General features: G+C 61.7%; 19 protein-coding genes and 1 riboswitch. Of the genes, 7 read left to right on the top strand and 12 right to left on the bottom strand.

The window, feature by feature from the left end; genetic code table 11:
• The first annotated feature begins 54 nt into the window (after positions 1–54).
• The 4 genes from GGD40_RS31860 to GGD40_RS31845 all read left to right on the top strand — a co-directional run bounded on the left by GGD40_RS31860 (position 55) and on the right by GGD40_RS31845 (position 3825).
• Positions 55–528: a hypothetical protein gene (locus GGD40_RS31860; RefSeq protein ID WP_306456608.1), complete on the top strand. Its 474-nt coding sequence runs from the start codon at positions 55–57 to the stop codon at positions 526–528.
• A 50-nt stretch (positions 529–578) separates the two neighbouring features.
• A riboswitch (SAM-I-IV-variant riboswitch) is annotated at positions 579–688 on the top strand.
• Positions 689–732: 44 nt separating this feature from the next.
• The gene (locus GGD40_RS31855; RefSeq protein ID WP_179746312.1) at positions 733–1086 is read left to right on the top strand and encodes a hypothetical protein; all 354 of its coding nucleotides are present in this window, start codon (positions 733–735) and stop codon (positions 1084–1086) included.
• A gap of 105 nt (positions 1087–1191) precedes the next feature.
• Positions 1192–2574, top strand: a complete 1383-nt coding sequence (locus GGD40_RS31850; RefSeq protein ID WP_179746311.1) for an ATP-grasp domain-containing protein — start codon at positions 1192–1194, stop codon at positions 2572–2574.
• A 66-nt stretch (positions 2575–2640) separates the two neighbouring features.
• Complete coding sequence (locus tag GGD40_RS31845) at positions 2641–3825, top strand: lytic transglycosylase domain-containing protein (protein WP_179746310.1); 1185 nt, start codon at positions 2641–2643, stop codon at positions 3823–3825.
• Positions 3826–3957: 132 nt separating this feature from the next.
• On the opposite strand, the gene GGD40_RS31840 is transcribed toward GGD40_RS31845, so the two are convergent.
• The 7 genes from GGD40_RS31840 to GGD40_RS31810 all read right to left on the bottom strand — a co-directional run bounded on the left by GGD40_RS31840 (position 3958) and on the right by GGD40_RS31810 (position 10655).
• A complete protein-coding gene (locus GGD40_RS31840; protein ID WP_179746309.1) occupies positions 3958–5817 on the bottom strand; it encodes a M3 family metallopeptidase in 1860 nt (619 codons plus the stop codon).
• A 45-nt stretch (positions 5818–5862) separates the two neighbouring features.
• Entirely contained in the window at positions 5863–6342 is a 480-nt protein-coding gene (locus tag GGD40_RS31835) for a hypothetical protein (protein WP_179746308.1), read from the bottom strand.
• A 45-nt stretch (positions 6343–6387) separates the two neighbouring features.
• Positions 6388–6897 carry a DinB family protein gene (locus GGD40_RS31830; protein ID WP_179746307.1) on the bottom strand — a complete coding sequence of 170 codons (510 nt, stop codon included), beginning with the start codon at positions 6895–6897 and terminating at the stop codon, positions 6388–6390.
• A 149-nt stretch (positions 6898–7046) separates the two neighbouring features.
• Complete coding sequence (locus GGD40_RS31825; protein WP_179746306.1) at positions 7047–7484, bottom strand: GNAT family N-acetyltransferase; 438 nt, start codon at positions 7482–7484, stop codon at positions 7047–7049.
• A 4-nt stretch (positions 7485–7488) separates the two neighbouring features.
• Positions 7489–8346 carry an alpha/beta fold hydrolase gene (locus GGD40_RS31820; protein ID WP_257030640.1) on the bottom strand — a complete coding sequence of 286 codons (858 nt, stop codon included), beginning with the start codon at positions 8344–8346 and terminating at the stop codon, positions 7489–7491.
• Between the two features lie 263 nt (positions 8347–8609).
• The gene (locus GGD40_RS31815; protein ID WP_179746304.1) at positions 8610–9167 is read right to left on the bottom strand and encodes a TetR/AcrR family transcriptional regulator; all 558 of its coding nucleotides are present in this window, start codon (positions 9165–9167) and stop codon (positions 8610–8612) included.
• A 132-nt stretch (positions 9168–9299) separates the two neighbouring features.
• Entirely contained in the window at positions 9300–10655 is a 1356-nt protein-coding gene (locus GGD40_RS31810; RefSeq protein WP_179746303.1) for a carotenoid oxygenase family protein, read from the bottom strand.
• 153 nt (positions 10656–10808) lie between these two features.
• Between GGD40_RS31810 and GGD40_RS31805 the strand changes: the two genes are divergently transcribed.
• Positions 10809–11570: an IclR family transcriptional regulator gene (locus GGD40_RS31805; RefSeq protein WP_179710235.1), complete on the top strand. Its 762-nt coding sequence runs from the start codon at positions 10809–10811 to the stop codon at positions 11568–11570.
• Positions 11571–11619: 49 nt separating this feature from the next.
• Here the strand turns inward: GGD40_RS31805 and GGD40_RS31800 are convergent, their stop codons facing one another.
• From GGD40_RS31800 to GGD40_RS31785, 4 genes are all read right to left on the bottom strand, one after another.
• Entirely contained in the window at positions 11620–13179 is a 1560-nt protein-coding gene (locus GGD40_RS31800) for a methyl-accepting chemotaxis protein (protein WP_179746302.1), read from the bottom strand.
• A gap of 213 nt (positions 13180–13392) precedes the next feature.
• On the bottom strand, positions 13393–14136 hold the full coding sequence (locus GGD40_RS31795; RefSeq protein ID WP_179746301.1) for an SDR family NAD(P)-dependent oxidoreductase: 744 nt from the start codon (positions 14134–14136) through the stop codon (positions 13393–13395).
• Between the two features lie 58 nt (positions 14137–14194).
• Positions 14195–14623 carry a GNAT family N-acetyltransferase gene (locus tag GGD40_RS31790; protein WP_179710241.1) on the bottom strand — a complete coding sequence of 143 codons (429 nt, stop codon included), beginning with the start codon at positions 14621–14623 and terminating at the stop codon, positions 14195–14197.
• 61 nt (positions 14624–14684) lie between these two features.
• Positions 14685–15944: an MFS transporter gene (locus GGD40_RS31785; RefSeq protein WP_179710243.1), complete on the bottom strand. Its 1260-nt coding sequence runs from the start codon at positions 15942–15944 to the stop codon at positions 14685–14687.
• A gap of 260 nt (positions 15945–16204) precedes the next feature.
• Between GGD40_RS31785 and GGD40_RS31780 the strand changes: the two genes are divergently transcribed.
• Positions 16205–16600: a response regulator gene (locus GGD40_RS31780; RefSeq protein ID WP_179710244.1), complete on the top strand. Its 396-nt coding sequence runs from the start codon at positions 16205–16207 to the stop codon at positions 16598–16600.
• A 318-nt stretch (positions 16601–16918) separates the two neighbouring features.
• On the opposite strand, the gene GGD40_RS31770 is transcribed toward GGD40_RS31780, so the two are convergent.
• Positions 16919–18586 (bottom strand): ankyrin repeat domain-containing protein, encoded by a 1668-nt coding sequence (locus GGD40_RS31770; RefSeq protein WP_179746300.1) that lies wholly within the window; start codon positions 18584–18586, stop codon positions 16919–16921.
• 306 nt (positions 18587–18892) lie between these two features.
• Here GGD40_RS31770 and GGD40_RS31765 point away from each other — a divergent pair, with 306 nt between their 5' ends.
• Positions 18893–19615, top strand: a complete 723-nt coding sequence (locus GGD40_RS31765; protein ID WP_179746299.1) for a helix-turn-helix transcriptional regulator — start codon at positions 18893–18895, stop codon at positions 19613–19615.
• Position 19616: the final 1 nt, after the last annotated feature.

Here is a 19616-nt window from a genome sequence, read left to right as displayed (position 1 = left end):
TATTTGGTAGGAATTCCTCGCATATTAGCATGATGTGGCTTGCTGGAATCGCCGTTGAATATAGGCTACATCTATCATTTTGTATTTTTCACGGGCTTGTCGTTTGACATATGCGAGGGTGCCCTCTACTATGTTTTGAGAGGATATCCTCGCGAAATTGCGATCGATCGATTGATCACCCCGATTCTTTCTCCCCACCACTTTCAAGGTGATTACATGCAGCAGGTTTGGTCGTTTCTCGCCGGGGCGCTACTGTGCAATTGCGTCCCCCATCTGGCGTCCGGATTGCAAGGCTTTCCGTTTCCTACGCCGTTCGCCAAGCCCGGAGGTGTCGGCGATTCCTCGCCTGTCGTCAATGTCGTTTGGGGCTTCGCCAATCTCGCCGTCGGCGTGCTGATCGCGGCTCGCCATACGAACATGGCGGATATCGGCGTGGACGCGTTAGCGGGTCTCGTGGGCGCCCTTGCGATTGGGACCTTCATGGCGCTCCATTTCGGCAAAGTGCAACGCGACAAGCGAGTTCGTTGACGCACACGGTGTGGTCCCTTTCACAGTCACCCGGCAATCTGCTAGACTTAACCCTGCATCCAGAGTTGGTACCAAACGGTACAAACGCCAACCTGCCTCCCCGGGCAAGGTGGTTGCCTCAAGGCGATGCGGCCGATAGTCGGCAACGAAGCGGGAGCGGCATAGCTTGCACCGGTTCGAATTTAATCTTCATCCGGAGTCGCTATGAAACGGGATCTCTCCTCGTCACCCGCATTGAAAACGGAAGACAACTGGTCGCACTGTCTGCCCGGTTTTCGACTGACCCACACTCTCCATCTCGTCTCCGACGTCAATCTCGACGTAGTCGCTCAGGCCGCCGCGCATCTCAAGAGCAAGCATGTGCCCGTCAATCGTTGGGCTGTCGTCAAGCGCGGCAAAATCCTCGAACAGAAGATCACGCTCGACGACATCAGCGAGCAACAGGCCAGGGTATTGCGCGAGCACCTGCTGACCCTCGAAGACGTGTTGCGCGTTCGCCTGGAACATCGTTTCGTGCGGTGCGATTCGGACGCTGAGCCGGCGTTTGTCACGTCGTAAAGAAGCCGCTCCGCTTCCCGCTACACTCACGCGATCGTCGCGCAGTCCATGCGAAGAGCGACGGACTCAGCGAACGCGCGATAACGCGTGAAAGGAACACACGGCATGCCCACCGCCCCGGATCACATCACACGCAACGCCCACCACGCCGCGCGAACGACGCTCGAAAGCGCCCTCGCCGCCACGCCGCGCGACGCGGCCTTGCATCGCACGATGGCCGACGCGCTGCGTGCGGAGGGCGATGAACTCGGCGCGCTCGCGCATCTGATCGCGGCTCAAACGCTCGACGCCTACGCGGCCAATCAGCCCGACGCGACGACCGCGACGCTCTGCGACGTCGCGACGGGTTACATGATGAAAGGTGACGACGAGCGCGCCGCGCATTGGTATCGGCTCGTGCTGGCGCTGGATCCGAACGTCGCGATCGCGTATCTGAACCTCGCCGCGATCCACACGAACGCCGGAGAACTCGCCGAAGCGGACGCATGCCGCGAGCGCGCGTACGCGTTGCAGCGCGTGTACGTCGAACGCGTAGGGTCGCCCGCGCTGAACGTGTTGATACTTTGCGTGGGCAGCGGCATCGGCAACATCCCGTTCGACGCGCTATTTCCCACCACCGTGTGTTGCCGGATCAAATACGCGATCGACCACGCGCGCGAAGAAGAAGACGCGCAGCTTCCGCCCTACGACCTCGTCTTCAATGCGATCGGCGACGCCGATGTCGCGGGCCCGCTTGCGGCGCGGCTCGAACGCTTCGCCAGGCACTGCGAGCGTCCGTTGCTCAATCCGCCGTCGAGCGTCGCGAAAACGTTTCGTCACCAACTCGGCGCATTGCTGGCCGGTCTCGACGATGTTGCCGTCGCGCCCTGCGTGCGAAACGATACGCCGCCCGCATCGCGCGACGAGCTCGAATTACGCCTCACCGAAGGCGCGCTGTCGTTTCCGCTGCTGGTGCGCCCGACCGCAACACATGGCGGCGAAGGCGTGCTGCGCTGCGACTCGCTCGCCGCGCTCGAAGCGCGACCCGACGCGCTGACAGGTCCGCACTATCTGACCCGCTTCACCGACTATCGGTCAGCGGATGGTCACTACCGCAAATACCGGGCGATTTTCGTCGACCGTCAGCCGTTTCCGTATCACCTGGCCATTTCGCTGGACTGGATGGTCCATTACTTCTCGGCCGATATGGAACGGCACGCGTGGAAACTCGACGAAGAACGCCGCTTTCTCGACGACGCGCGCGCCGCGCTCGGCGACCGTGCGTGGGACGCCGTCGCGGCCATTGGCCAACGACTCGACCTCGATTACGGCGGCGTCGATTTCACCTTGTTGCCCGATGGCCGTGTGTTCGTCTTCGAAGCGAATGCGACAATGCTCACGCATTACGAGCGCAACGGCGGGCCGCTTTCGCATAAGAACCCGTACATCGAGCGTATCTTCACTGCGTTCGGCACGTTGCGAGCAAGCCGCGCCGGTCGCAAAAGGTAAGATGACGCCTCCTGGCCAACGCTGCGGTCGACTAAGAGCGACCTGCAAAATCAATTCCAATTCATCATGCAGCTCCAGAAGCACAACCCGATCGTCAACGCGCTGCGCCAGACCACGGCATGCATCGCCGCACTATGCTTGATGCATGGCGCAGCGCTAGCCGATTGCATCGACGACGCCGCGGCGTTTCAACATGTCAACGTGAGTTTGATGCGCGGTATTGCGCAGGTCGAATCGGGCATGCAGCCGAATCGCATCAATACCAACAGCAATGGCACGACCGATATCGGACTGATGCAAATCAACAGCTCATGGCTGCCAGTGCTGGCGCGCGAGGGCATTAGCGAACAGAGCCTGTTCGATCCTTGCACCAACGCTTATGTCGGCGCGTGGATTCTGTCGGAGAACATTCGCCAGTTCGGGCCGAACTGGAACGCCGTCGGGGCCTACAACGCGGCGTCGCCCGATAAGCGCCTGAGCTACGCGCGCAAGGTCTATGATGCGGTTCAATCCATCTCCGCTTCGCCGGATTCATCCATGCCTATTCTCCCGCCTTCCTTCACGCCGCCGCAGACTTACAGCCCGTTCACGAGCCTCGAAATCACGCCCGTGCAGAGCGGCCGTCCCCGCGCCGCCGCGCCGGCCGGCACGGCTACCGGCGCAACCGGCACAACTGGCGCGAGTTCCACGATCGCGGCCTCGGCGGCGTACAACTTCGGCTGGACCGTCACCGGCGCGGATCAGGCAAAGCCCATGCAGGTATTCGACGACGGCTCGAAGGTGTTCGTCCAGTTCGTCGACATGAAGCACATTCCCGCCATTTTCGCGGAGACGCCGAACGGGCGCGTGCTGCTTCGCTGGGATCTGCAATTCCCGTATGCCGTGATCGCGCGCCCGGAGCAGACGCTGATTTTCCAGAGCGGAACGTTCGAGGCGCGTGCGTCGCGTACGCCTGGCGCGGCGCAGTCGTCGGCCAGTGTTGCGAGCCGCGATGCGACGCCGGCTGCGGCGTCAAGCCCGCTTTCCACGCCGACGAGTCGCGATCAGAAAACGGCCCGTGCGGCATCGACGGACGCGCTCTGGTACGTCAGCAGTCCGACGACGAGTAAGCCGCAGCCGCAGGCGAGCACGGCGCAAGCGGTTCCGCTGCAAGCAGCGACGCAACCGCCGAGCGCGCCGCCTTCTGTGCCGGCACCGAAGGCCAAGCCCGCTCCTTCTACCGACGCGCTTTGGTATATCAATGCCAAATAATCGCGCGCTGGTAGCGGGTGGTCGTGAGCGGAGAGGTCGGCGTGCCACGGTCGCGGCTACGCTGCCCCGTTTGCCGCCACACCGTATTACTCTTCGCGATAAGGCTTTCGAAGTTCGAAAGCCTCTCCAAAACTAAGCCGCACTCCCCAACCGCGCGGCCCACGCTTCAAACTCCGCATACAGCGCGGATAGCGATTCGTCATTGCTCGCTATCCGTTGCGCGCCGTGAACGATCGAGATCGACGCATCGAGATCGCCTCGCGGCGTGGACGGCGTGGCCCGCTCGCTTCGCCTGAAAACTTCCTGACTCAGTTGCCACGCGTCGTCGGCGGAACGATTGCAGTCCGCGGCGAGATAGCTCGCGTTCAACGTCTCCCCCGTCAACGCGAATAGCGTCTGATCGAGCGTCGCGCTATTGCCGGGCGCCCAATAATGTTCAGCAAGCAGCGGCCCGACCGTCGGATTGTCGACGATATAGCCCAGCGAGCGGATCAGATAGGCGCGCGTTTGCGCCGCGGCCATCTTTGCCAGCAGATAGCCGTGGTAATAAACGGCGATATCGTGATAGATCGGATGAGGCGTGGCCAGCGCGTAGTTGGTATGCCCTTCAATACCGAGAATGCGCTTCGTCACCGAACGGGCCAGTTCGAGCACCGAGTCCGGTGTGCGTTGCGCGTCGTCCATGTTGTACAGCGCCCATTCGAAATACGTCGGAATCAGATCGCGCCGTTCGCTGTAGGCCAGAAAAGCCTGACGGGTGTCGACGCGTGCGCGAATCGCTTCTTCCGGCATCGGCTTGCCTGCTGCGTCCATGGCGTAGCGTCGCATCCAGCAGGGATCGGCGGGCAATGCATCGAAGAACTTGGCCTGAGCTTCGAGCAAAGCCGGCGAACTCGGTGCGAATTCCTGCGAAAAACACGGCGAATTCCGCGTGACGTTAGCGTAATGCGCGGCATGGCCGGCCTCGTGGAACAACACGTTGAGCCCTTGCAATCCGGCGCCCGCCTGTTGCGGCCGCGCCGTCGAGGTGAAGCGAACGTCGGCCGGCGTCCAGCCGTCGGTGTCGTCGTGATAGCCCGGTGTGGGGGCAATGCAAAAGCCGGTGGGGAATTTGCCTTGCCGGTCCAGCAGATCTATCTCTAACCTGGCACCGCGATACGACACGCCCATACGGCGAAACGATTCGGCCCAACGCTCCAGTGCTTTTCCAAACGGAAAGTACGCTTCATGCCGCTGTGACGCGCCGCCCTGCATCAGGTACGTCAGATTGCGCGGAAGCAATGCCTGCTCACCGTGCTCCGTCACCAGCCGATGCAATGATTGTTGATGCGCGTCGCGAGTACTCGCTTCGAAGCCGTCGAAGATCTCGAACAACTGTTCGGGCGTCATCCCGCTGTTGGTCCGCAAGCGATAGTCGAAGAAATTGCGGTAGCCAAGTTCTCGCGCCAATTCGTTGCGCTTGCCGACAATCTCGACGAAGCCGCTCTCCACTATCCAGCGTTCGAGTCCGTGCAGCGCTTCGTGAGAACTTTGACGCGCGGACTCGTCCGGGTTGGAGGCCAGATTGCTCCTGAGCGCCGCAGGCGAAGCGTTCTCGCGACGGCCTTCGGCACCGATATGATTCATGGTGTACGCCTGGCGTCGCGCGTATAGATCGACGTCCCGTTCGATCAACTCGGACAGCAACGCAGCGGCGCGATCGGTGCCGATCGCATTGGCCTCGAATAAGGCGACCCAGCCGCGCAATCCGCTGACGAGCGCATCGCGTTCAGGCGAGGATTCGGCGGTGTCCAGCATCGACAGATACGCGTGACACTGGGCGAGACGCTCCGCGTCGGCAGAGAACATCTTGCGGCTCAACGAGGCTGCGCCCAGTGCCTCGTGCTCGTTGCTTTGACCGGTGTGAGTCGCCCAGTAGAGGTCGCCTTCCGTGCGCAGCAGTCGCAGATAGTGCTTATTGAGTTCGTCAAAGAACGCGCGAGCGTTTTGCATGTGAGAGGTCTTGGCTAGAACGTCTTAAAGAGGAGACAGCACGCTTTATTTCGCGGCCCAGCGAACCAGCCGCGCATGACGATGGCGAAACAGGAACTTGAGCACGCCGAGCATACCGCGCCGCCACATCGGTATCTTTGTACCGGGCCAACGCAATTCGAAGGTCAGCCGGTCATGCACCTCGCACCCTCCGCCTGCGTCGCGAACAGTCCGTTCGTGTACCCATGTGCGGATACCCAGCATGCGCGACGTTTCCTTGAACCGGTAATCCGGTCCCACGTCCACTTCGGCTAGCGTCAGGTCGTCGAAATCCACCGGGAGCCAACCGAAAGCGAGCAGCCAGCTTCGGCCAAGGTACTGACCGCACGGCACCTGATCGATAGTCTTACCGCGCAATCCGGACGGCGTGGTCATGCGCAACCAGGGGAACAATTCGTCGTTGATGCCTTCCGGTGTCGTCACGCGGCGCCACACGTCGAGTGCGTTGAGTGGCAGCGTCGACTTCTGTTCGAACGTCAATTTCATTTTATTTGTCTGGCAATGGCGTTAGACGAGATCAGGCCGTCGAATTCAGTCGCGCCGACGGTACGCGTCTCTCAGGAAAACCGGAAGATCCGTCACGGGCGGCGACACGCTCATCTGCTTCAAGCTATCCACCACAAAACCACGATGATAGGAGTTGTGGTTGATCACGTGCAGCAGCATCTCCATTCGAGTCATCGCGCCCGCGCCACCGTCCAGAAAGCTGAACTCGACCACTTCGCCCAGCACGTCGGCAGGCGTCGCGTCCGCCAGCGCGACGCACCAGGCGTCGACCTCCTGCTGACTGCGCGACAGTTCTTCAAAAGCAATTTGAGGCGCCATGTTGCGTGCGGTGAATCCATGCGGTCGCCCTTCCAGATGCGCCTGAAAGATCAGGCCGACCGCGCAGCAGTGCCCCAACGTACGCTCAATCGATCCGAACGTGGTGGCCCGCTTCTCCGTTGCCGTGCCTTCGGGCAGCGCCGCCACGGCGTCGTAGATCAGGCGATTGGCCCACTGGTTGTACTGAGCAAACATCGCGATCGGATCCGGATTCATCGATACATCCTGGTAAGAAGCAAGGAAATCGTGGCCTTGCGGGGTTCGTTTGACCACGATTCTGCCCTTACCCGGCTAAGCCCGCTGTCACTGCCGAGCCAATCTTTATCGACTTTCAGCCACGGCGTTCGCACGCTTCGCAAATACGATTACCGCGAAATAAGTTTTCTCATCGACGGCGCGCGATGCAGCGCAAAGTTCTGCCGCTCATAGAATGGAACCGCATCCGGATGCGCGTCGAGAAACACGGCCGTCATTTCGCGCGCCTGTGCATCGGCTTCGGCATAGTCCATCAACGCGCGGCCGGCGCCGCTGCCTCGTGCGTTGGCGTCGACAACCAGGTCGTCGATATGCAAGTGAGCACCGCGTGCGAGCGTATGAACCGGCCGCATGCCCATAACGCCGATCAGCATGTCCCCTTCAAATGCGCCAACGAGTTCATAGCCGGTATGCGCCTGGCGGCGTGCCCGTTGCAGGAACTCCGCTTCATCCAGCGCGCGCAACTGGGCGATGACGGGAAACGCGCGCGGCCATTCAGTCGGGGTAAGGCGTCGGACATTGACTCCGGTGCGGCCACTTGCGGACATAGCGTCAATCCATTCCGTTTGAAGAGTCCCTATTCTTGCATAAGGCGTCCAGTCCGAAAAACGCGGCAAGCTCGTCGGCGATGATTTGTGGTTGCTCTTCGGGAAGAAAGTGGCCGCAGTGGCTAATCGTGCAGCCCTGAACGTCGACGAAAAACTCGCGCAACGGGGTCGCCATGTCGGCAATAGATCCTTGATCGGAACCGAGCGCTAATAAAGGCGTCGGCAACTTGCCGTTAGCGCTCAACTCGCCGTTCTGCCGCGCGGATAGCGATGCCGCGCGATAGTAAGCCAGACCCGCCCGCAAGCTGCCGTCTTTTACGAAAATACGCAGATACTCGTCGAGGTCCGCGTCGGAAAACGCATCCGGATTCGCGGTCTTTCGACGCAGAAACCAGTCGAGATATTCCCGCTCGCGGCCCGCAATCAGCGTCTCAGGCAAGTCAGGAATCATGTGAAACGAAAAATGCCAGGTCCGCCACGCGCGATCCGGCGCCGTGGGGAGTGCAGCGGGCAAGGTAATGCCCGGAATGCCCGCATCCAGCAACGCGAGCCGGCGAATCTCACTGCCGAATAGCGCCGCATACGGATAAGCGACCCATGCGCCCACATCGTGAGCGGCGAGCGAGTACTGGCCAATGCCGAGTTGCTGAAGAAAACGATGCACCTGCTGGGCCAGCGTCTGCGTGTCATAGCCGTCTGTCGGTCGGTCGGAATCGCCCTGCCCTGGAAGATCCAGTGCAACGATCTGGCAGACCGGTGCGAGCAGCGACATCACTTTGCGCCATGCAAACCAGCTCTCGGGAAAGCCTGCCAGCAGCACGACGACATCGCCGTTTGGCTTGCCACCGCGCACATAGTGCAACCGGATGCCGTTAACCGTCTCGTACCGATGCTCGAATCCGGCTAAACCGTCAACCGGTCTCGACGGCGGCGCAGCATTGACGAGTTTTGATCTGACGGGTGAAGCCGCAAATGAATCCGTTGTCACCATAGGAACACCTTGATTTACGCTGTCCGGAAAGCTTTCCGATCAGTACTCGATTAAGAAAACAAATAGGAAACATTCATTTCCTATTTGACCCAAAAAAAAGCCTCCGAGTATCCCAAGGAGGCAGTCAGCTTGTGCTAATGCAACAGGCGCATTGCCTGGTCGGCGGCGGCCATCATTTGCGCGCGGGTTCGCCCTGCTTTGCCCACGATTCTGAATCCTTGCGTCACACTCAGCAGCAAGCGCGCGGTCGACGCAACCTCAACGGTCGAAGGAATCGAGCCGTCTTTGTGACCTGACCGGATCAGATCCGCCAACAGCTTTTCCGTACGCTGCAAAGCCGCGGTGATACGACCGGCCACCTCACTATCGAAGGTCGCAAGGTCGGTGGCACTGCCCACGACCAGACACCCTCGCTCGCCTTCGACTCCATGAGCCGACTCGGCATAGAAATGCAGAACCGCGAGGACCTTATCCCGACCGGACCCCGCGGCGTTGATCGAACGTTGCAAGCTCGCCTGACGAATCTCCATGTAGCGTTCGAGTGCGGCAAGAAACACCGCGCGCTTATCGGCAAACGCCTTGTAGATGCTGCCGGCCGTCAGGTTCATCGCGGCGCCCAGTTCGCCGAGCGACGTCGCGTGAAATCCCCGTTCGCGGAAAATCCTGATAGCGCCGTCCAGCGCCATGTCCATATCGAATTCACGAGGACGGCCAGGACTACGAGGGGTTCTCGGTGCATGAGTGTGAGTCGTCATGGCGGCAGTATAGGAAATGAATATTTCCAAATCAAGCGATTTCTCAACACCCGCAGCCTGACAATCGGCCTAAACCCAACTGTTCCCTGGCAGCCACGCTCCGTGAAATCCCGCGGGAATACGCCTGGGCAGTCGCACGGTCGCGATCGGATCGCCGTCTATCTGCCGGCCATCGAGAATCACCACGTCGCTCGTATCGCTCGCCTGCCGGTAGACACATACGAGCAGCCAGCCGTCGTCTTCATTCGTCGCTCCGGGACGCGGCACGAATACGGGTTCGCTGTTCTGATCCCCTTCCGGCACTGCGTAGCGTTGCTGCGAGCCATGTTCCAGGTCATAACGCACGACGCCGCGCATGTCCGTATTGGTCGGTTGCTCGACCGCGTATAGAAACCGATAGGGCTGGCCGGTCCGCGTTTCGTTGATGCGGGGCAGTTCGATGCCAGCATCGTCGAGCGGTGTTTCAACGACGGTACCGCGATCGAGATCGATCACGTAACGCCACAGCACGCCGAGCGGGTTGTCGAGAAACCCCGCACCGCCGGGTGATACACGCAGGAACTCGGGATACCGGACGACATCCAGAACGACAGTCGTTGCGCCCACGTCGTAGGCATTCACCACATGCTGGATCAGACACGGCGTCACGTCGAACCAGCGCATCGCGCCGCCATGACGCGGCATCACTCCGATCCGCGCCTGACGATCGTCGTGCCAGCGCAAAGGCATCCGATAGCCGCGCGACAACATCGAAAAGTCGTACGCGACGTTGAGGTCGAACAGAATGCTGCGCGTCGCCGTGATCGCCATGTCGTGCATCATCGAAGGAGACCGGGATGGCAATTCGATTTCCATCTCGACTGTCGTGTTGCCGTGCGCATCGGTCACGCCGTAGCGCAGCCACGGTTTTTCCCAACCGGCGCGAAACGTCATCAGTTCGCCGGTTCGCGGATCGACTTTGGGATGCGCGGTCATGCCTTGCATCAGGCCCGGATGACAGCGGGCCGCGCCGAGCGTCGCGAGTCCAGCCGTGATGGCGAGCGGCGCGCCGCCTTCCGCGAGCGCCAGTATTTCACCGCCATGAACGAGCACGTTGACGTTCGGATTCGTATCGAGCACCGGCGACACGTCGGCGAAATCCCGCGCCTGTGCCCAGCGCTTCGTGCGCGCCCAGCGATTGCAATAGCGCAGGGCGCGCCCCTGCTGAAACGAAATGGCATGCAGCATGGCGGCTTCCGGCCACCACGACAGCACGTCGTTCCCCGCAAAGCGCCCGCTCAACGGATTGGGGCCGTTGCGCATCAGCACGCCGTTGAGTTCTGGCGGCAGCGTTCCTGCCACGGGCAAGTCGATGAGATCGACTTCATCGACAACCGGCGCCGTTGCGCCGGCGTTCAAGTCGAAATTGAATCCTGAATTGGTCACCACATTGACCTTAAAAAGAGCAATGCGTGATTTATACCCGGATAAATATAGACAGTCAATAACACCCGGATAAAATTAGACCGATGTCCTCCCGTCTTGACGCGACCCGCCCCGCCTTCTAGCATGGTCCGCTCTACAGAACGATCTTCTCCCATGCAAAACGAAGACTCAGAAAAAGGCGGCGGCGTCGCGGCGCTCGATCGCGCGTTCGCGATACTCGGCGCGTTCGAGTCGGGCGAGAAAGGCGTATCGCTCGCGGACCTGGCGCGCCGCACCGGCTACTACAAGAGCACGTTGTTGCGCCTGCTCGGTGCGCTCGATCATGGCGGCTTCGTGCGCAAGCTCGAAGACGGGCGCTATTCGATTGGCCCCGAACCGCTACGGCTCGCGCAGATCTATCAGGAGTCGTTTCATGTCCGCCATGTCGTCGAGCCGCTGCTCCAGCAACTCGCAATCGATTCGGGCGAGACGTCGTCGTTTTATGTGCGTCAGGGCAGCCACCGGATCGTGCTGCATCGTGTCGAGCCGGCGCGCGCGGTACGCGTATCGATTCGCGAAGGCGAGCGCTTTCCGATCGATCGCGGCGCGTCGGGCAAAGTGCTGCTCGCGTTTTCAAAGCCCTACAAGAAGGGTTTCGACGACGTGCGCGATCGGATGTGGGCGGTGTCGTACGGAGAGCGCGATCCGGACACCGCGTCGATTTCGGTGCCGGTGCTCGGATTGGGCGGGGAGCTGGTCGGCGCGCTGACCGTGTCGGGACCGCGGGAACGGATCGGCGCCGTGGAGTCGATGCGCGCCGCGTGCAAGCTACTGCTGAGCGCTTCGGCTCGCGTGAGCGCGGCGCTCGGCGGCGATCCGTCGATATTTGCCCATAGCCTCAAGCTCGCGGATCAGAACGATTTCGCAGCGCCGTAGTTATCGACAGTTGCAGGCAAGCAGTTGCCGGCAATCATCGGCCCGGGATTCACGCCGTCGCGCCTTGCAAGCGGAACACGTTGACCACATCGCGCAGCATTTGCGCCTGTTCCTGCATCGACTGCGCGGCGGCCGCGGCCTGCTCGACCATCGCGGCATTCTGCTGGGTCGTCTCGTCCATCTGCGCAATCGCAACGTTGACCTGCTCGATGCCGCGGCTCTGCTCTTCCGACGCCGCCGAAATCTCGCTGATGATATCGGTCACGCGCTTCACGGCATCGACCAGCGAATGCATCGTGCCGCCCGCTTTCTCGACGAGCGCCTTGCCGTCGTTGACGCGCTCCACCGAGTCCTCGATCAGGCTCTTGATCTCTTTCGCCGCGTCGGAACTGCGGCGCGCGAGATTGCGCACTTCGCCCGCCACCACCGCGAAACCGCGCCCTTCTTCGCCCGCGCGCGCCGCCTCGACGGCCGCATTCAACGCGAGAATATTGGTCTGAAACGCGATGCTTTCGATCACCGCGATGATGTCGACCACACGCGCCGAGCTCGTCGCGATGTTCTGCATGTTCGCGACGACCTCCTGCACGACATGGCCGCCGTCGCCGGCCAGCTTCGACGCGTTGCGCGCCATCTGGTTGGCCTGCACGGCATTGTCGGCGTTCTGCTTCACGGTCGCGGTGAGTTGCTCCATGCTGGCCGCGGTTTCGCCTAGCGAAGAGGCCTGCTGTTCGGTACGCGCCGACAGGTCGAGATTGCCGGCCGCGATTTCTTCGGCCGCTACCGTAATCGTTTCGGTGCCGCCGCGAATACGCCGGATCGTATCGGCGAGACGGTGCTGCATGCGCTGCATCGCGAACAGCATGCTTTGCTGATCGTCCTTGCCAATCGAAACCGTGCGCGACAGATCGCCGTCGGCGATGGTTTCCGCCACCTGCGCCGCGTAGGCCGGTTCACCGCCAAGACTGCGCTTCACATTGCGAATGATCAGCACGAGCGCGATCGTGCTGAAGCTGCCTGTCACAAGAATGGTGAGCAGATAACCCAGCAGCGCGTTGCGGAACGCCGTGTTGATGTCGTCCACGTAGACGCCTGAAATCAGATACCAGTCCCACGGTTCGAAGCGTTTGACGAAGCTGATCTTCGGCACGTGCTCTGTTTTGCCCGGCAGTCGCGCCATATAGTCGACGAAACCTTGCCCTTGAGCCTGAGCGACTTTGACCATGTCGACGAACAACAGCTTGCCGTCGGTATCCGCGTAATGGGTAACGTCTTTGTTGCGCAGATCCGCGAGCGTCGGATGCATGATGACGACCGGCGTCGCCGTCGTAATGATCATGTAACCATTGCCCGGATAGCGCATCACCGACAGGCGCGCCATGGCCTGCTGTTTCGCCTGATCCAGCGTGAGTTCGTGCTGGTCGGCCAACCTGGCGTAATCGGCCACGATGCCGTACGCGGATTCGACGACGTTCTGCACCGCCGCCTTGCGATCCGACAGCATGGTGCTGCGCGATTGCCACGCCGCCCAACCGCCTAGAAGCAGCAGACCGAGCCACGTGATCAACAAGGCCAGCCACAATTTCGTATTCAAGCTAAGTCGATTCACGCAGTTTTCTCCGTCGCCTGCTAGCGCAAGGTCATTCCCTGCGCCAAGCTCAACCCTGCTGGCATCGTGCGGAATGCGTCGACCGGCAGAGGGCTGTCGCTGTATAACGGCATCACCGCGCATAACCTGAATCAGGAAATGCCTGAAATTACGGCCCATTGCGCGGTATCGCTCGCTATCGGCAAGCTTTCGGAAAACACACCTTCAAACTCACTATGTGAGATTCAACCCGCCGTCCGACAGCAGAATCTCGCCCGTCAGGTAGTCCGACGCCACCAGCATGGCGACGGCCTGGGCGATGTCCTCGGGGCTGGCGGCTCGACGCATTGGCGCGCGTTCTTTCCAGAGTTGTTGCGCCTGTGTCCAGTCGGCCGTCAGCGGTGTATCGACGAGACCCGGCGCGACCGCGTTCACGCGAATCTCCGGACCCAATGAGAGCGCGAGCAAGCGGGTCATGTGGTTCAACGCGGCCTTACTCGCGGCATACGGAATCGAGGCGCCCTTGGGACGCACGCCGGCATGTGAACTCACATTCACCACGCAGCCGGCGCGACCGCGCTGAGCCGCCGCGCGCAATGCCGACTCCGCCTCGGCCACCAGCCGGAACGGCGCCACGACGTTGACTTCGTGCAGTTCCTGCCAGATGGCGGGCGTCGCGGCGGCCAGGTCCGCGTGCGGAATCACGCGGCTGATCCCCGCGTTGTTCACCAGGACGTCGAGCTGTCCCCAGGCGTCGATGGCTTGCCGGACGAGTCTCACTCTGTCGGCGTCGTGAGCCAGATCGGCCTGAACGTAGCGGGCGGATTCGAGCTCGTTCGCGAGAGCATGGCCCGCCTCCACCGAACCGCGCGAATGCACGACCACGGAGAAACCGTCTTGCGAGAGCCGTCGCGCAATGGCAGCGCCGATACCCGAGGTCGAGCCGGTGACAAGCGCAACGGGGCGTGGCGTTTTCATGGGAATCCCGTAGTTGGAGTTAGAGCTTTTTGCGCGAGTCGAAAAACAGAATGTCGCTTCAAACCAGATCTTTTCTCATGAACACGCGACTACTGCCGGCCGGCTCGCAGGGCACGTCGCCGAACACTCGCCAGCCATGCCGCAAGTAGAATTCCGGCGCCTGAAAGTTGATTGTATAAAGCACCGCGCCCCGGCAACCGCGCTCGATGGCCTCAGCTTCCGCTTCGGCCAGAATCCGGCTGCCCAGGCCTTCACCGCGCAGAGACGGCGGAATATAAAAGAGATCGACGAAGAGCAATCCCAACGAGGTTCTTCCCGTCAATCCACCGATTACCTTGCCGGTTTCAGGGTCCTTGATGAGCACGGCGATCGGACGAACGTCGTCGATACCGGTCTTCTGGATGTTGAATTCGTTGAGACTGCGAGAGATCGATTCGATGTCGCCGGATTGAGGCGAGTCAGTCAAGTGGATGGAATGCTTGGGCATGTCTGTACTTGTTGGCCGTTTCGAATGGGTGGGCGACTCACAAGCGGGCTATCCTCTCACATCATGCCGCGCGGCTGCGCATCCACTGATTGAGGCCCGCGCACAGAACGAGCAGCGAAGCGGTCACGAAAAATACCGGTTGCAGGCCGATGTGCGCGCCAATACTTCCGCCAATCAACGGCCCGACGACTTGCCCGGTGAATTGCGCCGATTGCAGATAGCCCAAGGTCGTGCCGGAGCTTTGTTCGTCGACCGAATGGCGCACCAGTTTCGCGATGGAAGGCAACAGGCCGGCGATCGTCATGCCCATGATTCCGCGCAGCGCGGCCAATTGCCACCAGTGCGTCACGAACGCTTGCGGCAACATGACCAGCGCCGTGGCGATCAGGCAGCCGATAATCACATTCCAGCTACCGACCCGGTCCGCGAGCGCCCCAAGCCGCGACGCGGTCAGCATGCTGCCGAACGCCGAGCACGCCATCACGATGCCGGCCACGCGCGCGAGATCCGCATGCGGCACACCCAAGCCGCCGATATACACCGTGATGATCGGTTCAATGGACATATTGGCGAGCAGGACCATCATCGCCGTGACGAGCAGCGCCGGTATCACCGCGCGATTCGGCTTCACGCCGGACTGTTCTTTCGCCACCGGTTTTGCTTTTGCGTCGACCGTGCTGTTGAAATTTTCGCGTACCAGCAAGATCGTCGCGACGGCCGCCACGGCGATCATCGCGCCGCCGACGAAGAACGTGCCGCGAATTCCCACCCACGTCGGCAGAAAGCCGCCCACCAGCGGCCCGATCAGATTGCCGGCCAATGCCCCCGTCGACAGCACACCGAGCGCCCAGCCGGCGCGCTCCCGCGGCACCTGGGTTCCGATCATGACGATCGATGCCGACGCGTACCCACCGATCAACCCGGCCGCGAGACGCAACACGACGAGCTCCGTCACGTTGTGGGCGAGGCCGATCAACGACATCACGACCGCCATGCCGATCGCCGCGCGCACCAGCATCGGCTTGCGGCCATAGCGACCGGCGAGACGCCCCCAAAGTGGCGCGGTGATCGCGGTGCCGAAAAACGTCGCGCCGAATGCCACGCCCGACCACTGGACGATCGCGCCCGGCGAATGGATGCCGAGCTGCTCGACGTACAGCGGCAGAAACGGCAGCAGCATGCTCAAGCTCACCAGCGTCGTGAACGACCCAAACACGCAGACCGCCAGATTGCGTTGCCAGTAGGCGCCGTTGCGCGCCGCGTAACTGTGGGGATCCGAATGCAACGACGCTGCGTTGAGGGCGTTGGCGGGGATGGACATGGCGTGTTTCCTCGAAATTGCCGGGATGCGCGGGCGGCGTGTCGGTCGAAGCCGTCCGCCTGCGGTGCTCCCAATGCCTAGAGCATACCCACGACCATCCATCTAAAAAAATGAATTTATCTGATCGGAATGATCCTTTTTGAGGATACTTGGATGGCTGCGCTGCGGCATGAAAATCGGCAGCGTCGATTGGCGTCGGCGCCGAACTTCCCGGGATTAAAACTGACCAATAGAAGGTCAGCGATGGAGAAGAGTTCGGTATGGCAAGTGTTCTGCTGGTAGATGACGATCTGGAAGCGTTGGCCGCATGGAGCGCCTGCTGCGCCGCTGACGGATATGAAGTCACGATGGCGAGCAACGGCCAGTTGGCGTTGGCCCGGTTCATCGATTTCCCTGTCGATATCGTGGTGGCCGACTGGCGCATGCCGGTCATGTCGGGCAGCGAACTGTGTCACCAACTGCGCACGCGGCCGAACATACCCGACGTCGCGTTCATCCTCGTTTCCGGTGAGCCGAGTCCGCCCGCCTTCGTCAGCTATGACGGTTTCCTGCGTAAGCCGGTGGATGGTCCCCTGCTGCTCGCGACCATGCGAAGGCTGATCGCCGACCACGCGTCCCATCGACAGCCGACGCCCAGCAGAGACAAGCCGGCCTGAAACACAGGCGCGCATTCCCAAGCATCTTCAATGCCCGCTTCGGCTGCACCGACAGGCATCCCGGCAATGTGACAGTGCCGCGGACTTGCTCACCTTGATAGCTACGTGCCCCAGGCAAGGTCTCTACATTACGTCGGGTCAATTCGGGCCACGGCGACTACAACGACGGCATCGCCGTGCTCAACTGGCCGATCGGCTAAGCTGCGCGGCGCTAGTGACGAAACGCGGCGCTGGCCGATGCTTTGCGGCATGGTCAGCGCCGCCATCGTTTTGAACGATGGCGATTGCTACCGCGTGGCTGGCAACGAACGACACGCGTCAGCTCGATTCAGGCGTCGCGCCGCTGTCGCCCAGCAAGACCTCCGTCACCGCGTCGGAAAACCGCCTCACCCGACCTTCGACGATGAGCCGCTCCGGATCCGCCGGATCCTGCTCCACGGGAGGCAGGCCATGAGCCTTCAGCGCGCGGGCACAGCCGATCCAATCCGGATTGTCCGACCCGCCCGGCTCGCCCAGCGAAGCCCAGGACAGCGTGCCGAGTACGTCGTCGCCATAGCCGTGGCGCTCTCGCCAGCTCGCTCCATGCGCGAGCAGAAAGGCGGTCAGCTCCGCGTCGCCGTGAAAGACGGCGTGGTTGAGCGCCGTTGCGTCCCAGTCTCCTCCGCGCGCCGCGATCGGCCAGCCGAGTTCGACCATGACCTTGACCGCTGCGCTGGATCCCCATGCCGCGGCGTCGGGCATTAACCGAAGCTGGTCGTCCGACAGCGAGCCCGGCAGCGTGGGATGGCGTGCCTGAATGCGGCGCGCCTCGGTCGCGTCGGCGCGGCCACAGGCGGCGATGAAGTCGTCATCGGCGGTGAGGTCTTCCTGCACGCCATGGGCGCGTAGCAACTCGGTGACCTCCGGTAGACCCACTTGCGTCGCCAGTCGGTAAGCACTGATGCCGGCGCCCGTTCGCGCCGTCGCATCGGCGCCGGCCGCCAGCAACGCGGCAATATGTCCGCGTGATCGGCGCACCGCGATCGCACGCAGCAGCGGCGTTCGCCAGGTGTGGGTGACGCCCGGTCCAGCCGGCTCGTTGGCGTCGCCGCCGTGAGCCAGCAGAAGTTCGAGCGCGGCCGGTTCCGGCATGTCGAGCGCGCGCCATATCGCATTCGTGCCGGCGACACGCGCGCCATGCTGAAGCAGCAGGCGCGTGCAGTCGGGATTTTCCAGCGAGTGATAGAGCGACTCACCGTCGTCGGGATCGGCGCCGGCCGTGAGAAGCATCTCGGTGAGAAGCGGATCGCGGAGCACGCCGGCCGCGCCGTAAAGGGCCGATAGGGGTTCCTTGTCGTCAGGCGTCGCGAGGGAAGCCGGTGGCAAGCGATTGCCGATGCGCTGGTTTGGATTAGCCCCAGTGCGCAAAAGATGCATTGCACATTCGCGTAATCCTGCGGCGAATTCCGGCAACCGTCCCAGGCATGAGTGAGTCACCGCGACGAGCGGCGGAAGCTTGAGCGCGCCGCCCGCGCGGTTGATCCAATCCGGATCGGCGGTTGTCGTCCGCGAGATCACGTCGAGACGTCCCATTGCGCAGGCCGCGTAGGGGTCGCTGGTGAGAAGGTCGGCGTGTTCCCGTAAGAGTTGGGCAGCGACGCGTGGCCGTGCCGCGTCGTAGCTGCCGGTCACGTCGCCGCCGTAGGCCAGGCTCAGCCAGCGGCGTATCAGCACGGCCTGTTCTTGATACGCGAAAGCGCTGGCCTCGACATACGCGGCAAGATCCGCCCAGGAAGAAAAACCATACTCGCGCGCGATACAGGACTGCGCATCGTGCAGGCGAAGCTGAAGCGCCAGCAGTTCTTTCTCCGTGCGGCGCGCGGCGGCGGGAAGATGAAGGACGAAGCGTGCGATCGCGGCGGGGTTACCGTTGCGGTAGAGCCGCAACAGCTCTTTCGCCTGCTTCTTCAAATGGTCAAGATTGGCCTTGGGAGGCAACGTGTTCATGACGGATCCTCGTGCATTGAATGGCCGAAGGTCCGCAATACCGCCAGCACAAAGGATGGTGAGATAGTTGAAGCGCTCCTACAGGTGGGTTCAACCCTTTCCGCGGACCCGGAAGCGGCCTGCACCGCTAGGCACGATGCTATGCGATGGGGTGAGGCGGCGTCAACCTGACGGGATTGGGTGAGTTCGACAGCGCCGCATAGATCGTCAACAATCCGCTATCCGCTGAACAATGCCTGTTGCGGTCGGCTCGAAATCACCGACGCTGGCGTCGAATTGCTTGTGTGTCGATATCAGGATCCACGTATGACCCGCTCCGAACGCCTCCTTAACCTCTTGCAACTGTTGCGGCGTTATCGACGCCCCGTGAGCGCTCAGGTATTGGCCGATGAACTCGGTGTGAGCATCCGCACGCTGTATCGGGACATCGCCAGTTTGCAAGCGCAAGGCGCGATGATCGAAGGAGAACCGGGCGTGGGCTATGTGATGAAACCGGGCTTCATGCTGCCGCCCATGATGTTCAGCTCGGAGGAACTCGACGCGCTGGTTCTTGGCATGCGCTGGGTCGCGGATCGCTGCGACAAGACGTTGTCGGCCGGCGCGCTGAGCACGCTGGCGAAGGTCGCCGCGGTACTGCCTACGGAACTGCGTCGCGAGTTGGAGGAGTCGTCGCTGCTAGTGGGCGCGCCGTTGAAAAGACCTGCCCACAAAGTCTCGACCGATCTTCTACGTGCCGCAGTCCGCGCAGAGCAAAAGCTCAATATCACTTATGTGGACGGCGCTGGCATTCACTCACAACGAGTAGTTTGGCCCTTTGCATTGGTCTATTTCGACCAGGCCCGAGTGTTGATGTGCTGGTGCGAGCTTCGGGCAGACTTTCGGAATTTCCGCTCGGACCGGATTTCGGCCGTCGAGCAAATCGAGGAGCGCTACCCGAAAAGACGATCGACGCTGCTTCGCGAATGGCGAAAGGCCAATGATGCGGCGAGCCGCACGATACTGCCAGAATCTGACAGTGTCGGCTATTAAG

Source organism: Paraburkholderia bryophila (assembly GCF_013409255.1).
Classification (GTDB): Bacteria; Pseudomonadota; Gammaproteobacteria; order Burkholderiales; family Burkholderiaceae; genus Paraburkholderia.
Note: the sequence above shows the minus strand (reverse complement) of the source record. Positions and strands in the feature narration are given on the sequence as shown.

Coding starts and splice junctions, on each gene's coding strand:
- GGD40_RS31855 (WP_179746312.1), top strand. CDS start 733: ATGAAACGGGATCTCTCCTCGTCACCCGCATTGAAAACGGAAGACAAC.
- GGD40_RS31850 (WP_179746311.1), top strand. CDS start 1,192: ATGCCCACCGCCCCGGATCACATCACACGCAACGCCCACCACGCCGCG.
- GGD40_RS31845 (WP_179746310.1), top strand. CDS start 2,641: ATGCAGCTCCAGAAGCACAACCCGATCGTCAACGCGCTGCGCCAGACC.
- GGD40_RS31840 (WP_179746309.1), bottom strand. CDS start 5,817: ATGCAAAACGCTCGCGCGTTCTTTGACGAACTCAATAAGCACTATCTG.
- GGD40_RS31835 (WP_179746308.1), bottom strand. CDS start 6,342: ATGAAATTGACGTTCGAACAGAAGTCGACGCTGCCACTCAACGCACTC.
- GGD40_RS31830 (WP_179746307.1), bottom strand. CDS start 6,897: ATGAATCCGGATCCGATCGCGATGTTTGCTCAGTACAACCAGTGGGCC.
- GGD40_RS31825 (WP_179746306.1), bottom strand. CDS start 7,484: ATGTCCGCAAGTGGCCGCACCGGAGTCAATGTCCGACGCCTTACCCCG.
- GGD40_RS31815 (WP_179746304.1), bottom strand. CDS start 9,167: ATGGACATGGCGCTGGACGGCGCTATCAGGATTTTCCGCGAACGGGGA.
- GGD40_RS31805 (WP_179710235.1), top strand. CDS start 10,809: ATGCAAAACGAAGACTCAGAAAAAGGCGGCGGCGTCGCGGCGCTCGAT.
- GGD40_RS31795 (WP_179746301.1), bottom strand. CDS start 14,136: ATGAAAACGCCACGCCCCGTTGCGCTTGTCACCGGCTCGACCTCGGGT.
- GGD40_RS31790 (WP_179710241.1), bottom strand. CDS start 14,623: ATGCCCAAGCATTCCATCCACTTGACTGACTCGCCTCAATCCGGCGAC.
- GGD40_RS31785 (WP_179710243.1), bottom strand. CDS start 15,944: ATGTCCATCCCCGCCAACGCCCTCAACGCAGCGTCGTTGCATTCGGAT.
- GGD40_RS31780 (WP_179710244.1), top strand. CDS start 16,205: ATGGCAAGTGTTCTGCTGGTAGATGACGATCTGGAAGCGTTGGCCGCA.
- GGD40_RS31770 (WP_179746300.1), bottom strand. CDS start 18,586: ATGAACACGTTGCCTCCCAAGGCCAATCTTGACCATTTGAAGAAGCAG.
- GGD40_RS31765 (WP_179746299.1), top strand. CDS start 18,893: ATGACCCGCTCCGAACGCCTCCTTAACCTCTTGCAACTGTTGCGGCGT.